This is a genomic window from Hymenobacter sp. FMD4, from assembly GCF_058932745.1.
Window position 1 is genome coordinate 30861 of record NZ_JBZYWH010000009.1, and the last position, 15055, is coordinate 45915.

Annotated in this window: 10 protein-coding genes and 1 pseudogene; 8 read left to right on the plus strand and 3 right to left on the minus strand. The window is 58.8% G+C overall.

Features of this window, described 5'->3' with window-relative positions; translation table 11 throughout:
- Nucleotides 1-292: 292 nt before the first annotated feature.
- Entirely contained in the window at nt 293-1810 is a 1518-nt protein-coding gene (gene accC, locus AC5FXY_RS10580) for an acetyl-CoA carboxylase biotin carboxylase subunit (protein ID WP_493556637.1), read from the minus strand.
- Nucleotides 1811-2109: 299 nt separating this feature from the next.
- Between accC and AC5FXY_RS10585 the strand changes: the two genes are divergently transcribed.
- Complete coding sequence (locus AC5FXY_RS10585) at nt 2110-3348, plus strand: aminotransferase class I/II-fold pyridoxal phosphate-dependent enzyme (RefSeq protein ID WP_493556638.1); 1239 nt, start codon at nt 2110-2112, stop codon at nt 3346-3348.
- 247 nt (nt 3349-3595) lie between these two features.
- Nucleotides 3596-3766, plus strand: a pseudogene (locus AC5FXY_RS10590) (BF3379 family histone-like protein); the annotation flags it as partial.
- Between the two features lie 355 nt (nt 3767-4121).
- Here AC5FXY_RS10590 and tyrS read toward each other — a convergent pair.
- Together tyrS and AC5FXY_RS10600 are read right to left on the minus strand one after the other, a co-directional pair.
- A complete protein-coding gene (gene tyrS / locus AC5FXY_RS10595; protein WP_493556639.1) occupies nt 4122-5423 on the minus strand; it encodes a tyrosine--tRNA ligase in 1302 nt (433 codons plus the stop codon).
- Between the two features lie 237 nt (nt 5424-5660).
- Nucleotides 5661-7211, minus strand: coding sequence for a glycosyltransferase family 39 protein (locus tag AC5FXY_RS10600; RefSeq protein ID WP_493556640.1), 1551 nt, complete (start codon nt 7209-7211; stop codon nt 5661-5663).
- Between the two features lie 112 nt (nt 7212-7323).
- Here AC5FXY_RS10600 and holA point away from each other — a divergent pair, with 112 nt between their 5' ends.
- From holA to AC5FXY_RS10630, 6 genes are all read left to right on the plus strand, one after another.
- Nucleotides 7324-8376 (plus strand): DNA polymerase III subunit delta, encoded by a 1053-nt coding sequence (holA, locus tag AC5FXY_RS10605; protein ID WP_493556641.1) that lies wholly within the window; start codon nt 7324-7326, stop codon nt 8374-8376.
- Between the two features lie 112 nt (nt 8377-8488).
- A complete protein-coding gene (locus AC5FXY_RS10610) occupies nt 8489-9484 on the plus strand; it encodes an aldo/keto reductase (protein WP_493556642.1) in 996 nt (331 codons plus the stop codon).
- A 92-nt stretch (nt 9485-9576) separates the two neighbouring features.
- Entirely contained in the window at nt 9577-10491 is a 915-nt protein-coding gene (locus AC5FXY_RS10615) for a helix-turn-helix domain-containing protein (protein ID WP_493556643.1), read from the plus strand.
- Between the two features lie 106 nt (nt 10492-10597).
- Nucleotides 10598-11059, plus strand: coding sequence for an Xre family toxin-antitoxin system antitoxin (locus AC5FXY_RS10620; protein WP_493556644.1), 462 nt, complete (start codon nt 10598-10600; stop codon nt 11057-11059).
- 6 nt (nt 11060-11065) lie between these two features.
- Nucleotides 11066-11533: an RES family NAD+ phosphorylase gene (locus AC5FXY_RS10625; RefSeq protein ID WP_493556645.1), complete on the plus strand. Its 468-nt coding sequence runs from the start codon at nt 11066-11068 to the stop codon at nt 11531-11533.
- Nucleotides 11534-11760: 227 nt separating this feature from the next.
- Nucleotides 11761-14973 carry a tetratricopeptide repeat protein gene (locus AC5FXY_RS10630; protein ID WP_493556646.1) on the plus strand — a complete coding sequence of 1071 codons (3213 nt, stop codon included), beginning with the start codon at nt 11761-11763 and terminating at the stop codon, nt 14971-14973.
- Nucleotides 14974-15055: the final 82 nt, after the last annotated feature.

A 15055-nucleotide genomic window follows, 5' to 3' on the forward strand; every position in this document is an offset into this window, starting at 1 on the left:
GACAGCGTTAATATCTGGAAGCGATACTGTGTGCTTATGGAAGTCAGGTGTAATTTCTCTTAACGGGGTTTCGTACCTATTAGATAGCAGCTCTCTAATTGTCGTGAAAAAATGTCTTCCTGTTATCAACAGGGGAAAGTACCTGCCAGTTAGGTATCTTATTCAGCATCCAGAAAGAGTTTGGCCGTAAATGCTTATGGGTTTTCAACGATGCTGATCAAAGCAAATCGGAGCATAAACATAAAGGCCCGACTGGTTATAGTCGGGCCTTTATGTTTATAGCAATAGAAGTCTAGCGCACGTTCAACCGATTCTTCTTCCAGTTAGAAGTCTGCACTGCCGGGCCGCTGTTCACACTACCATTCGTCGCAGTTACAGCGCCTTTCTGCTCCGTCAGCAGCTTGGCGGCCAGTACGGCAGCTAGCTGGGCCATTTCAGCGGTGGGTTGGTTGGCCAGTACGCTGGGCTGGAAATGGTCTTTGATAAAGTTCGTGTCGAAGTCGCCGCTTACGAAGGCGGGGTGGGTAAGTACGTAGCGGCCGAAGGGCAGCGTGGTCTCGATGCCGGTAATCTGGTATTCCTCGATGGCGCGCAGCATCCGCTCGATGGCCTCCTGGCGGTCCTTGCCGAAGGTGACGAGCTTGGCAATCATCGGGTCGTAGTAGATCGGGATGTCCATGCCCTGTTCGAAACCGTCGTCGACGCGGACGCCGGGGCCCTGGGGGCGCACGTAGGTCTGGAGGCGGCCGATGTCGGGCAGGAAGTTGTTTTGCGGATCTTCGGCGTACACGCGCAACTCCAGAGCGTGGCCGGTGATGCTGAGGTCTTCCTGGCGGAAGGGCAGCGGCAGGCCCTGGGCCACGCGGATTTGCTCCTTCACGAGGTCCAGCCCGGTGATGCACTCCGTGACGGGGTGCTCCACCTGCAGGCGGGTGTTCATCTCGAGGAAGTAAAAGTTGCGCTGGTCGTCAAGCAAAAACTCCACGGTGCCGGCGCCGGTGTAGTCGCAGGCGCGGGCTACGTCCACAGCGCAGCGGCCCATTTCGGCGCGCAACTCGGGGGTGAGCACCGAGGAGGGTGCTTCCTCAATCACCTTCTGGTGGCGGCGCTGAATGGAGCATTCGCGCTCAAACAGGTGTACGATGTTGCCGTGCTCGTCGCCCAATACCTGAATTTCGATGTGGCGCGGGCCCGTCACGAACTTTTCGATAAACACCGAGCCGTCGCCGAAGGCCGAGGTGGCTTCCGATACCGCCAGCTTCATCTGCTCCTCAAACTCTTCCTCGTGGTACACCAGGCGCATGCCTTTGCCGCCGCCGCCGGCCGAGGCCTTGATAAGAATAGGGAAGCCCACGGCGCGGGCGATGCGCTTGGCTTCTTCCACGTCCGAAATGGCCTGGTCGGTGCCAGGTACCAGCGGAATGTCATAGGCCTTCACGGCCTGCTTGGCCGAAAGCTTGTCGCCCATGATATTCATGGCCTCAGGAGAGGGGCCGACGAAGATGATGCCGGCAGCCTTTACCATGCGGGCAAATTCGGCGTTTTCGGAGAGGAAGCCGTAGCCGGGGTGGATGGCATCGACGCCGAGCTGTTTGCAGACCTCGATGATCTTGTCGCCGCGCAGGTAGCTTTGGTTGGACTGCGGACCGCCTACGCACACGGCCTCGTCGGCGTAGCGTACGTGTAGGGCGTTGCGGTCGGCTTCAGAGTAGATGGCCACGGTCTGAAGGCCCATTTCCTTGGCGGAACGGAGGACGCGCAGCGCAATTTCGCCGCGGTTGGCGACGAGCAGCTTGGTAATTTTCTTCATGCCAAAAGGAGCGAAGGGAGGGAGCAGTGTTGGAAGCCCGAAAGTAATAGGTAAGCCCGGATGGTGGTAGGCAAAGCGTAGTAAGGTTGATGCAGACGCTGAACATAAAAGCCAGTTGTGCGCTTCTTGTCTCGTGTCACCTTTTACCTCATCACTTTGTTGCCCATTAGCCACGTCTAATATCCCACGGCCTGACGAGTGTTGGCAGCACGTCGTTTTGTAACTTGCGCCGTATTGGGCTTATTCCATTCCGGAATGGACCATACTTTTTCCGAAACCTCACCCCAAAGTATCCCCGCGTGGACATTTTTGAGAGAATTGCCGCCAACCGCGGCCCGCTCGGCAGCCACTCGCATTACGCTCACGGCTATTTTACTTTCCCTAAACTAGAAGGTGAAATTAAGCCGCGCATGATTTTTCGCGGCAAAGAAGTACTGACCTGGAGCCTGAACAATTACCTCGGCCTGGCCAACCACCCCGAGGTGCGTAAGGCTGACGCCGATGCAGCTGCCGAGTTTGGCATGGCCCTGCCCATGGGGGCCCGCATCATGAGCGGCAACTCCAATTACCACGAGCAACTGGAAGCCGAGCTGGCCGACTTCATCAAGAAGCCCGACGTACTGCTGCTGAACTACGGCTACCAAGGCGTAGTGAGCATCATTGACGCGCTGGTGAACCGTCACGACGTAATCGTGTACGACGGCGAGTCGCACGCCTGCATCATCGACGGGGTACGCCTGCACCAGGGCAAGCGCTTTGTGTTTCCGCACAACGACATGGCCGGCCTGGAAAAACAACTGGAGCGCGCTACCAAAATGGTGCAGGAAACCGGGGGCGGCATTCTGGTGATTACCGAAGGTGCCTTTGGCATGTCCGGCAACCAGGGCAACCTGAAGGACATTGTGGCCCTGAAGGAGAAATTTAACTTCCGCTTGTTCGTCGACGACGCGCACGGATTCGGTACCATGGGCGCTACGGGCGCTGGAACCGGCGAAGAACAGGGTGTGCAGGACGGCATCGACCTTTATTTTTCGACGTTTGCGAAGTCTATGGCCAGCATTGGCGCCTTCGTAGGCGGTCCTGAGCCGGTAATTGAATATTTGCGCTACAACATGCGTAGCCAAATCTTCGCTAAGTCGCTGCCCATGCCGCTGGTGGTAGGGGCGCTGAAGCGTTTGGAGCTACTGCGCACCAAACCTGAGCTAAAGGAAAACCTCTGGACCATCGTACACGCCCTACAGAATGGCCTACGCGAGAAAGGGTTCAACATCGGTACCACCACCACGCCGGTTACCCCGGTGCTGCTGAACGGTCAAATCCCCGATGCCACGCAGCTAACGTTCGATTTGCGTGAGAATTACGGTATTTTCTGCTCCATCGTGGTGTATCCGGTGGTGCCGAAAGGCGTAATCATGCTCCGTCTTATCCCCACGGCCGTGCACACGCTCGACGACGTGAACCAAACCATCGCCGCTTTCGAATCGGTAGCCGCGAAGCTCGACAAAGGCCTCTATTCGAAGCAGCCGGCCACGGCTTAAGCCGCTCAGTTCGCTCAATTTTTTAGCCACCGGCTCATAATAGAGTCGGTGGCTAATTTTTTGTATTTTATTGTGACATTTTCAAGTATAGTAAAAACTTAAAATGCAGTTTTTGGGTGCTAAAATGGGCCCATACTGCCTAGAAAAGGGGTTGAAAAAAAAACTTCAAAAATTGCTTGTATTTGAAATGCTCGTATATTAGGCCCGGTCAAACTCTTGTTCCACACCACTAACCCTCCCTTTAATCATGAATAATTTTGGCAAACTGCGTGACCTCGTAATGTCGCTGGAAGCTGACTTCGAGAAGTTCTACGACAAGAACAACTCTGCTGCTGGCACCCGCGTGCGCAAAGGCATGCAGGAGCTGAAGAACATGGCTCAGGAAATCCGCTCGGAAGTTCAGAACATGAAGAACAGCGCAGGCGGTGAAGGCTCCAACGGTGCTGCTGCCGCTCCTAAGAAAGCTGCTGGCGCTGCTGGTGGTGCTAAAAAGGCTGCTCCTGCTAAAAAGAAATAATCACGGATTATTTCGGATTTGACGAATATCACGGATTGTGTGTACGATTCGTTGGTCTAAACAAAAAGGCCCCGCCAACTGGCGGGGCCTTTTTGTTTACGGCGTGAACCGTTGTTTTTCATGCTTTAGCATCCGGCCTGTCATCCTGACCAAAGAAGGGCCTCATCACGTCTGAACGAAAGTCTAATAACTCGTTTTAGCGTGATAAGGTCCTTCCTTCGTCAGGATGACATACTTTAAGCAGGGGCGTGTCAAGCTAGTCGACTACCTTCAGCAAGTAGTAGTTCTTCTTGCCCTTCTGCGCCACGATGTACTTGTTCAGCAGCAGCGGCACGTCGGTAGCTTGTTGTTCCGCAGTGGTTTTTTCGCGGTTCAGGCTCACGCCGCCGCCCTGAATCATCTTGCGGGCTTCGCCTTTGGAGGGGAAGATGACGTTGCCGGTGGTTTCGCTCAGCAAGCTGATGACACCTTGCTCGGCCAGTGCCGTGCGCGGCACCTCAACATGAGGAACGCCGGCAAACACATCGAGCAAAGTGGCTTCGTCGAGGCTGGCCAGGTCGCCGCCCCCGAAAAGCACCTGCGAGGCTGCCAGGGCGCCTTCGAAGGCTGCCTCGCCGTGCACGCGTATGGTTACGTCCTTGGCCAAGGCTTTCTGCAGAGTGCGCAGGTGCGGGGCCTGGGCGTGCTCGGCTTCCAGGGCTTCGATTTCTTCTTGGCTGAGCAGCGTGAACACGCGGATGAGGCGCGGCACGTCGGCATCGGCGGCGTTCAGGAAGAACTGGTAGAACTGGTAGGGCGAGGTCATGGAGGCATCAAGCCACACGGTGCCGGTTTCGCTCTTGCCGTATTTCGTGCCGTCGGCTTTGGTGATGAGCTGACCGGTGAGGGCGTAGGCCTTGCCCTCGCCGCCGCTCATGCGACGGATAAGCTCGGTGCCGGTGGTGATGTTGCCCCACTGGTCAGAAGCACCCATCTGCAGCGTAATGCCGAGGGTTTTGTAGAGGTGGTAGAAGTCGTAGCCCTGCAGCAGCTGGTAGGTGAATTCAGTGTAGCTCAGGCCTTCGGCGCCACTTTCCTCGTTGCCGCTGATACGGCGCTTTACCGAGTCCTTGGCCATCATGTAATTGACGGTAAGGTGCTTGCCCACCTCGCGCAGGAACTGCAGAAAGCCGAAGTCCTTGAACCATTCGTAGTTGTTGACCACCAAGGCACCGGTGGGGCCTTCCGAGAAGTCCAGAAACTTCTCCAACTGGGCCTTGATGCCGGCCTGGTTGCGGCGCAGCGCGTCTTCATCGAGCAGGTTGCGCTCGGCCGACTTGCCTGAGGGGTCGCCGATCATGCCGGTGGCGCCACCTACCAGGGCTACGGGGCGGTGGCCGGCGCGCTGCAGGTGCACCAGCAGCATGATGGTGGCCAGGTTACCGATGTGCAGGGAAGACGCCGTGGGGTCGAAGCCGATGTAGCCGGTGATGGGCGCGTTGTTCTGCAGGTGCTCGTCGGTGCCTGGCATCATGTCGTGAAACATGCCGCGCCAGCGCAGTTCTTCAATCAAGGACATTAGGTTAGTCGTTTTCGTTGTCGGCTTCTCGTTTTTTAGGTCCATTCTCGGCTAGCTGTGCTGCTGCGAGTAGCTGCTAGCGGCGAACCACAAACGAAAAGTCTCAAGATGCTGCAAAGGTAAGCAGCAAAACGGCCGAGCCATGTAACGTAGGCTTCAGTCCGCATTCGGGGGCTGGGTAGCAGGCAAATGGCTGGTCGGAAGTGTTTGGTCAAACGTGGGCTAAACGCTGCTGCATCATTCAAAGCCTTGCTGAGCTTCACGTATGCGCTTTCTGACGAAGGGCCGCAAGTCGTCCTTGGGCTGGCGGAAGAGCAGCACTTCGCTGCCCCGAATGCGGGCGTATGGGCTCTGCACCCGTCCAACGATTTCCATCCTGCCGAAAGCTTGCTGCAGGTCTTTGGGACCGTCTCCTTCGTTGAGGTAGATGAAGGCACTAACGTTGTCGGGTGCGGGCATCCAGTAAGAATTGGAGCCGTTGAGGGTGTAGCAGCGTGGCAAGCCCAGCGCTGGGCCGTGCCAGTTCATGGCGCCAGCCTGGCCGTAGTTGTCGCCGTAGATGATGCAGTGGGCGCGTTCTGCGGGCGTAAGGCGCTGCAGCGCCTGCTGCACCAGCGGCGCGTATTCGTTCCAGCCGTGCATGTCGGCCACATCCTGCGGAAGGCTGTGCTGCCGTCCGTCTTCCCAGCGGGTAAGGGCCCGCAGAAATGATACCTTGTTTATATAGTTGCTCAGGCCTTCAATGGAAAACACGGGCAAAATGGCCGGTATGATGGGAGCCGACAGTAGCACGCCTGCGACCAATGCACCGACCAGCGCCGGGCGGCTTTTCTGTTCGAGAGACACCGCACCCAGCGCCATCAGCGGCGGGTACACGGCGGCGGCGTAGTAGTTTTTGCCCCGGCTAAGCAAGAGCAAGCCGATAACAACTAAATAGGCCAAAGCCAGCGGCCGGTAAGGGCGGCCCGCACGGGTGAAGCCGAACCACAGCCCGGCCAGCCACAGCACCGCGCCGGTCAGTGTCATGAGCAGCTGCTCGACCAGAAAGTCAACCGGCGAAACGTGCGTGAGCTGGGTTTCCTGCAGCTTGTTCATGTGACCCAGCACCGGCCAGTGGTGCGTGGCCTGCCAGATGAGGTTCGGGAGAAAAACTAACCCGGCCAAGCCCACGGCTAGCCAAAACCAGCGCGTAGCCAGCCAAGGACGTTCGGCCGGCGTGAGCAGCAAGGCTAGCAACAGGGCCGCTACGTAAAACGCCGTGGTGTACTTCGCCAGCAGCCCCAACCCAACGGCCAAGCCCAGCCAGAGCAGCAGCAGCGGCTCGTGGCGGCGCACGAAGCGAACAATCAGGAAGCCGTACAGCGTCCAGAAAAACACATCCAGAAAGTTGGGCTGAAACAGCCCGTGCATGGCCAAGTACACCGGCGACAGCGCCACGGCCAGCCCAGTGGCTAGCTGCGCCCAGCGGCCTCCGCCAGCTTCGCGGGCTATCAGGCCGGCCAGCAACACCGTGACCCCGCCGAAGAGAGCCGGGAAGAATTTTACCGCCCATACGTTGTGCCCCAGTCCCGCCTGCGCTAGCCACGCAAAGGGCGCCAGCAGCGGCGGAATTTCCTTGTAGCCCCAAGCCAAGTGGTGGCCCATATCGAGGTAGAGGTACTCGTCGCGGTGCAGGCCGTAGCGGCCCGAGAGCAGCAACTGTAGCAGAAACTTGCCGGTAGCCAGCACAAAAAGCCAGAGACTTACCCGCATGGTGCGGGTGGTCAGAACAGGGGCCGAAACGAGCATAGCGCAGCGTGAAATGTGCCACGAAAGGTACAGGCCTGCGTTACCTTTGCAAATGTTGCTGCCGCCTCATCGGCGGGGTAGCATCTTGCTTCAACCTTTAGCCTAACTTTTCATGCCCGCACTTAGCGCCGATCAGATCATGCAGCAGCTGCAAAAGCGGCAGTTTGCACCGGTGTATTTTCTGCAAGGGGAGGAGCCGTACTATATCGACCTGGTGTCGGACTTTATAGAGAAAAACGCGCTCAGCGAGGCTGACAAGGGCTTCAACCAAGTGGTGCTCTACGGCAAGGACTCCGACATTCCGACGGTGCTAGGCCAGGCGCGGCGCTTTCCGATGATGGCCGAGCGTACCGTCGTTATTGTGAAGGAAGCCCAGAACCTGCCGGGGCTAGAAGGAGAGGCCGGCCAGACCATGCTGGAAGCCTACCTGAAAAATCCGCTGCCAAGCACGGTGCTCGTCTTCGCGCACAAGCACAAGTGCCTCGATGGCCGCAAAAAGCTCGGCAAACTCATGACCGAGCACGCCACGCTGCTCACCTCCGATAAGCTGCGCGACTACCAGGTGCCGCAGTGGCTGCAGGCCACGATGAAAAGCCGCCAGCGCCCCATTCACGACGAGGCCGTGCAGCTGCTCAGCGAGTACATCGGCGCCGACCTGGGCCGTCTGCTGGGCGAAATTCAGAAGATCGAGCTGAACCTGCAGCCGGGCCAGCCCATCGACGCGGCCACGGTGCAGCGCATGGTGGGCATCAGCAAGGACTACAACATCTTCGAGCTGCAGAAGGCGCTGATTATGCGCGATGTGCTCAAGGCCAACCGCATCATTCAGCACTTTGCGCTGAACCCCAAGGACAACCCGCTTATCCCCAATCTGACCCTACTCTTCAACTTCTTCCTGCGCCTGTTGCAGCTGCACACTATCCCAAATCCTTCGCCGGCCGACTGGAAGAAGATCGGGGTGGCCAACAGCTTCGCCCAGAAGGAGTACCAGCAGGCCCTTAAGGTGTTTCCGTACCAGCGCGTGCGCGACATCATTCGCCTGATTCGTCGGGCCGATCTGCAGAGCAAGGGCGTGGAGTCGGGTTCGATGTCGGAGGCGGATATCCTGCAGGAACTGGTGTTTATGATACTGCACCCGCAGGTGCCGGTGGCGGTGCTGGGGTAGGTCGGAGCGGCGTTTTGTGTTGCAGAAGCGCCGGTTTGTATAATGCCAGCCCGGCAAGGTGCTTGGACCTTTGTAAGGAAAAATTTTCAACACCATTTCCTTACAGCACTGCATGAGCACAATCAAACGCATTGCCTTGGGCAAGCAAGGCCTGGAAGTACCCGTAGAAGGTCTGGGCTGCATGGGCATGACCGGTGGCATCAACGGCATGAGCGTGTACGGCGCGGCCGACGAAGCTGAGAGTCTGGCCACTCTGCATCGGGCCCTGGAGCTAGGCATTAATTTGCTCGATACGGCCGATCTGTACGGCCCCATGCTCAACGAGCGACTGGTCGGCCAAGCCATTAAGGGCCGTCGGCAGGAGGTTATCCTCGCCACCAAATTCGGTTTCGAAATCGACGATAACGAGAACTGGACCGGCAAGTATAACGGCCGGCCCGAATATGTGCGCAAGTCGATTGAACGCTCCCTGCGCAATCTGAAAACCGATTACGTTGACCTTTACTACCTGCACCGCGTCGACCCGGATGTGCCCATCGAGGAAAGCGTGGGTGCCATGGCCGAGCTGGTGAAAGAAGGCAAGGTGCGTTGCCTAGGCCTATCGGAAGTGTCGGCTGAGCTGCTGCACCGTGGGCACGCAGTCCACCCGATTACGGCCCTACAAACGGAATACTCACTGTTTGACCGCCACGTGGAAGAAGAGGGAGTTCTGCTGGCCGCACAGCAACTGGGCATTGGCTTTGTCGCCTACTCGCCGTTGGGGCGCGGCTTTTTATCGGGCGATATCAAAACGCCGGATGATTTCGAGCCCAACGATTCGCGCCGCTTCTTCCCGCGTTATCAAGGCGAGAATTTCTACAAAAACATCGTTCTCGTGGAGAAGCTGCAGGCGTTGGCCACCGCCAAGGGCGTAACAGCCGCGCAACTGGCCCTGGCTTGGGTGCTGGCGCAGGGCGTAGTAGCCATTCCCGGCACCAAGCGCCGCAGCTACCTGGAACAGAACGTGGCTGCTGCCGACCTGACGCTGTCGGCGGAGGAACTGGCTGAACTGGATGCCATCATGCCGGTTGGTAGTACCGCAGGTGCCGCTTACCCTGAAAGCTTGTAGGCAGTTCGTAGGACCATATCCGGAGCGGGAACGCCGCATGGCCTGCCCGCTCCGGACGGTTTATTTCGTTGAATAGTTTGTTGCTCTGTGTTATGAAACAGCCTGCCCAAGAATTTCGGGTGCTGAATACGGTTTCGGATTTCACTCAACATTTCGGATTCCCGCCGCCCGCACACCCGCTCCTTGCGGTTATTGACTTGGAGAAAGCCCGGGAGCTAACCCCGCCGGCAGGCGCTACGCTGCGGCAGCTGTACATTATTTCGCTGAAGAAAAACTTGAAGGGCTTACTGCGGTACGGGCACCGGTCCTACGATTTCAGCCAAGGAGTACTGGCATTTTACGCTCCTGGCCAGCGCTGCGACGCCAGTGAGCCGATTGATATTTCCGAGATAAGCGGCTGGATGTTGGTTTTTGCGCCCGACTTGCTGAACAAGTACCCCTTGGGCAAAAAAATAGCGGGCTACGGATTCTTTTCGTACCAAGTAAACGAGGCGCTGCATCTCTCGGACAGTGAAGAAAAAACACTGGCCGCGTTGGTCGACAGCATCCGCCGCGAGCATGAACAAACTATCGATGGCTTCAGTCACGACGTGCTGGTGTCGCAGCTAGAGTTGCTGCTCAGCTACGCCAACCGCTTTTACCACCGGCAGTTCCTCACGCGCCGCCCGGCCACGCACGACCTGCTGAGCCGTTTCGAGGAGCTACTGACAGCTTATTTTACTCACGATGGCGAGCAGCCCTTGCCCACGGTGCAATACTTCGCCGACGAATTGCACGTGTCGCCAGCTTACCTGAGCGACCTGTTGCGCACGCTCACGGGGCAGAATACGCAGCAGCACATTCACCTCTGCCTGATCGAAAAAGCCAAGCGCCTGCTGCTGACCACTTCGCTGTCGATCAACGAAACGGCCTTTCAGCTGGGCTTCGAATACCCGCAGTATTTCAACCGCTTATTCAAAAGCAAAACGGGCCTGACTCCAGCTGAATTCCGGTTTTCGGGCCATTAAGAGGGCATCAAGGCAATGGTGTGAAGAGGCGCTTGGAACCCAAAAGAAAAATTTCCTCGTTACAAGGAAAAATTTCCATAAGTTCGACCCGCTAACACCCACACCTATGACAGCCACTAGCACCAAACACAAAGACCCGGCGGCCCTGCCTGTGGCGCTGCGCAAGAAATGGGCGGCCTGGGGCCTCGCCGGGCGCGATTCTTTTGCCTTGGTATTGGAAGCCCGCAAGGGTGTGCCCGCTGCCACGGCTTTCGAAGTAGCCGAGGCTTTTCAACTGCAAGCCCACGAGTTGGAAGCCATTTACGAGCTGTCGACCAAAACGCTTCGCAACTACTCGCAGGAGAAAAAGCCGCTCAGCGCCGCCTCCAGCGAGAAGACACTTAAAATCATTGCCCTCTATAACCTCGGCGTGGAGGTGTTCGGCGAAGCCGCCGCCTTTCTGCGCTGGCTCGACAAGCCCGCTCACGGCCTCGACCAGGAGGTGCCCCTGCGTCTGCTCGAAACCAGTGGCGGCATCGATCTGGTGGCCGAGGAGCTGCAGCGCATTGCCCACGGCGACTTGTCGTAGCCGCCCATGCTGGTATACCGTATCTGCCTGGCCAAGTACGCCGATGATCTGTTTGCCTCGGGCTACCGGGCGCGGTGGAATTATAAGGATCAATTCGTCATCTACACGGCCGCTAGCCGGGCGCTGGCCTGCCTCGAAAACGTGGTGCACCGGAGCGGCGAAGGTCTAAACGACCAGTTTCGAGTGCTCGTCATCGATGTACCCGACGACCTGCTGGTGGAGGAAATCAAGCTGAGCGACCTGCCGGCTGGCTGGGAAAAGGCCAGCCGCTACGCCGTGTGTCAGCCCCTGGGCAGCGCCTGGTACGAGGCCCGGCGCTCGGCCGTGCTGCGGGTGCCGTCGTCCATCGTATCGCAGGAGAGTAACTACATCCTGCACAGCCGCCACCCCGACTTCAAGCGCATCCGCATCGTGGCGCGGGAGGAGTTTGGCTTCGATGCCCGTATCAAAGCCGGCGACCCGGGAACTGCGTAAGGGTGGACTGACACCGGAGACAGGGGAGCTGGGTGGTGCCGGGAGCAGGCTGATGTCGTCATTGGTACGAACGGATGAGGTTCGGATTAAAGGTTCGGCGGGCCCGCTTGTATCACTTTCTGCCTATTCAGCGTTGAAAGACGCCGCCCGGCCGCAACCCGCGGGCATTTTTCCCTACTTTTGAGCTAATCGGGCCGGTGCGCCCGCCTTCTCGCTACGCTCCGCCAATGAAGTTATTTCCCCGCCTGGCGCTGGCGGCTTCGCTCAGCGCCGCGACGCCGCTGGCCTTGCAGGCCCAGCACACCCAGAAGTTTACCAACGAAGAACGTTTCTACTTTGAGGGCTTAGAGCTGTTTGACCGCGCCCAGTACGGTGCTGCCCAAACGGCCTTTCAGCAGTACCTCGAAGCCACGCCCCGCCGCACCGGCGACCTGCGCGACCGAACCGCCGACGCCGAGTACTACTACGCCGTAAGCGGGCTGTACCTGCTGCATCCTGATTCGGAAAGCCGCATCCTGGCCTTCGCCGGCAACAACCCGGCCCACCCGCGCGCCGCGTCGGCGTACTTCGAGCTCGGCAAGTTCTACTTCGCCAAAAAGGACCACAAGCGGGCCGTGGAGTACTTCGCTCGCGTGGCGCCCGATAACCTGACGGCCGATCAGCGCGCTGAGACGGAGTTCAAACAGGCCTACAGCCACTTTTCGCTGAAGGAATTCGACAAGGCTAGGATCATCTTCGACCGCAACAAGCAGGGCAACCACCAGTACCGCTACGCCTCCTCGTACTACGCCGGCTACCTGGCGTATCGCGACGGCAACTACGCTGCGGCCCGGCAGGACCTGAGCGTGGCCGAGCAAAACGACGCCTACCGCCCCGTAGTGCCGGCCATCATGAGCCAGATTTACTACAAGGAAGGTAACACCAACGGGCTCATCGAGTACGGCACCAAGGTGCTGGCCCAGACGCCCCCGCCGCAGTCGGCCGACGAGATTCAGCTGCTCGTAGGCGACGCCTTTTACCAGAAAGGGGACTGGGCCAAATCGGCGGAGTACTTCGATAAGTACGCTGCCGGCCGGAAGAAAATCGACCCGCTGGTGCAGTACAAAATCGGCTACGCCAACTTCAAGCAGGGCGACTTTAAGGGCGCCATCGGCTCGTTTAAGAACATTGCAGCGGGTCGAGACTCGCTGGGCCAGAATGCGGCCTATCACCTTGGCCTGAGCTACCTGCAAACCAACGCCAAGCAGCAAGCCCTAAACTCTTTTGACGCGGCTCGTAAGGCCACCTTCGACAAACAGGTAGCAGAGAGTGCAGCACTCAAGTACGCGCAGGTAAGCTACGAGCTGGGCAATACGGCCGAAGCCGTGACGGCCCTGGAAGACTTCGGCAAGAAGTACCCGCGCTCGAAGAACCGCGCCATTGCCGACGACCTGCTCTCCGATGCCTACTTGGGTAGCACCGACTACGCCCGCGCCCTGCGCTACCTCGACGGCCTCGACGAGCGCACACCCAAGCTGAATGCCACCTACCAGCGCGTGGCCTACTACCAGGCCGCCACGCTTTACAACAACGGCCAGTACCAGCAAGCCCTGCCGTTGCTGGACAAAAGCTTGAAGTACCCGCAGGACGAAACGCTGCGCGCCGCTGCCGAAGTGCTGCGCGGCGAGGTATACAGCATCGGGCAGGAGTACAACCCGGCCATTCAGAGCTACACCGCCGCGCTGCGCACCACGCGCTCGGGCGCCGCCGCCAAGTCCGACTACGACCAGAAAGCCCGTTACGGCCTCGGCTACGCGTACTACAACACGAAGAAGTACGACCAAGCCCGGCCGTACTTCCAGCAGTATCTGGCCGACGGCGCCGCTAAGCCCGCCAACGACCCGAATTACTACGACGTGACGCTGCGCCTGGCCGACACGTACTACGTGGCCAAAAACTACAATCAGGCCATTGAACTGTACGACAAAGTCATTCAGGCCAATGCAGCCGACAAGGACTTTGCTTACTACCAGAAGAGCCTAGCCCAAAGCCAGTCGGGCCGCCGCGACGAGGCCGCCAAAACCCTGCAGACGCTGATCCGCACCTCGCCCAGCTCGCGCTACGCTGATGACGCCGTGTACCAGCAGGCGCAGCTCGACTACGAGGGCGGAAACTTTCAGCCGGCTGTGGAAGGCTTTACCCGCCTGATCAACAACCGCCCGAACTCCCCGCTGATTCCGCAGGCCCTGCTCAAGCGCGGCACGGCCTACCAGAACCTGCAGCAGCACGACAAAGCGGTGACCGATTTCAAGCAGGTGCTGCAGCAGTTCCCGCGCACGAAGTCGGCTTCCAACGCTATTTACAGCCTGCAGGAAAGTCTCACGGCTCTGGGCCGCACCGAGGAATTCGATCAGGCCCTGGCGCAGTTCAAAGCCACCAACCCCGACGACAAGTCGGTGGAGAACGTGGAATTTGAGGCCGCAAAGTCGCTGTACCTGGCCGAGAAGTACGCGCAGGCCTTGCCCCGTCTGGAGGCTTACCTGAAGCAGTATAACACCAGCGCCTTGTCAGCAGATGCGCGCTTCTTCCTGGCCGATTCGTACTTGAAAACGGGTAAGAAGCAGGAAGCACTGCCGCGCCTGCGCGCTGTGGTTGACGAAGGCAAAAGCGAATTCGTGAACCGCGCAGTGGCCCGCGTGGCCGAGCTGGAGTTCGAAAACAAAAATTACCCCGAGGCGGCCAAGTACTACGAGCGGCTGCGGCAGAGCACCCGTGTAGCCCGGGAGCGGGCCACGGCTGGCCTGGGCCTGACGCGCAGCTACTACGAGGCCGGCGACTTTGCCGGCACTAAGCGGGTAGCCGGCGAAATCATCGCCGAAGGCAGTGCTACGCCCACCATCATCAGCGCCGCCCGCCTGTACATCGGTAAGGCCGACCACAAGGCCGGCAACCTTGACCAAGCCGTAACCAGCCTGGCAGAAGCGGCCAAGGCTACCGACGTAAGCGGGGCCGAAGCCCAATACTTGCTGGCCGACGCGCTGTACCAGCAGAAGAAGTACGAACCGGCACTGGACGCAGCCTTTAGAGTCAACTCCAGCTTCAACCAGTTTGACCTCTGGCTAGGCCGCGCCTTTCTGCTCATCGCCGACATCTACAAGGACCAGGGCGAAACCTTCCAGGCCCGCGCCACGCTGAACTCCATCATCGACAACAAATTCCCGGTGGCGGAAGTGGTGGAAGCCGCTAAGCAGCGCTTGGCGGCCTTGGAAGGCGCAGGCACGCAGCCCGCGGGCAGCGGCAAAGGCACCACCAAGCCTACCACTACCAAGCCCGGGGCCAAAGCGCCGGTCAAGGCGGCCGCAGGCAAGAACGCCCGGCAGTCGTTGGTGCCGGCTTCCGATACCACCAATACCGATACGGCGGCTCCGACGCAGGATGCTCCGGCGTCGGAGGAGGAATAATCGTGTCGTTTAGAAAATAATCAGTTGAACTTGAATGAGCTGATGCGGCCAAGGTATAGTAATACCTGAAGCTGCGTCAGCT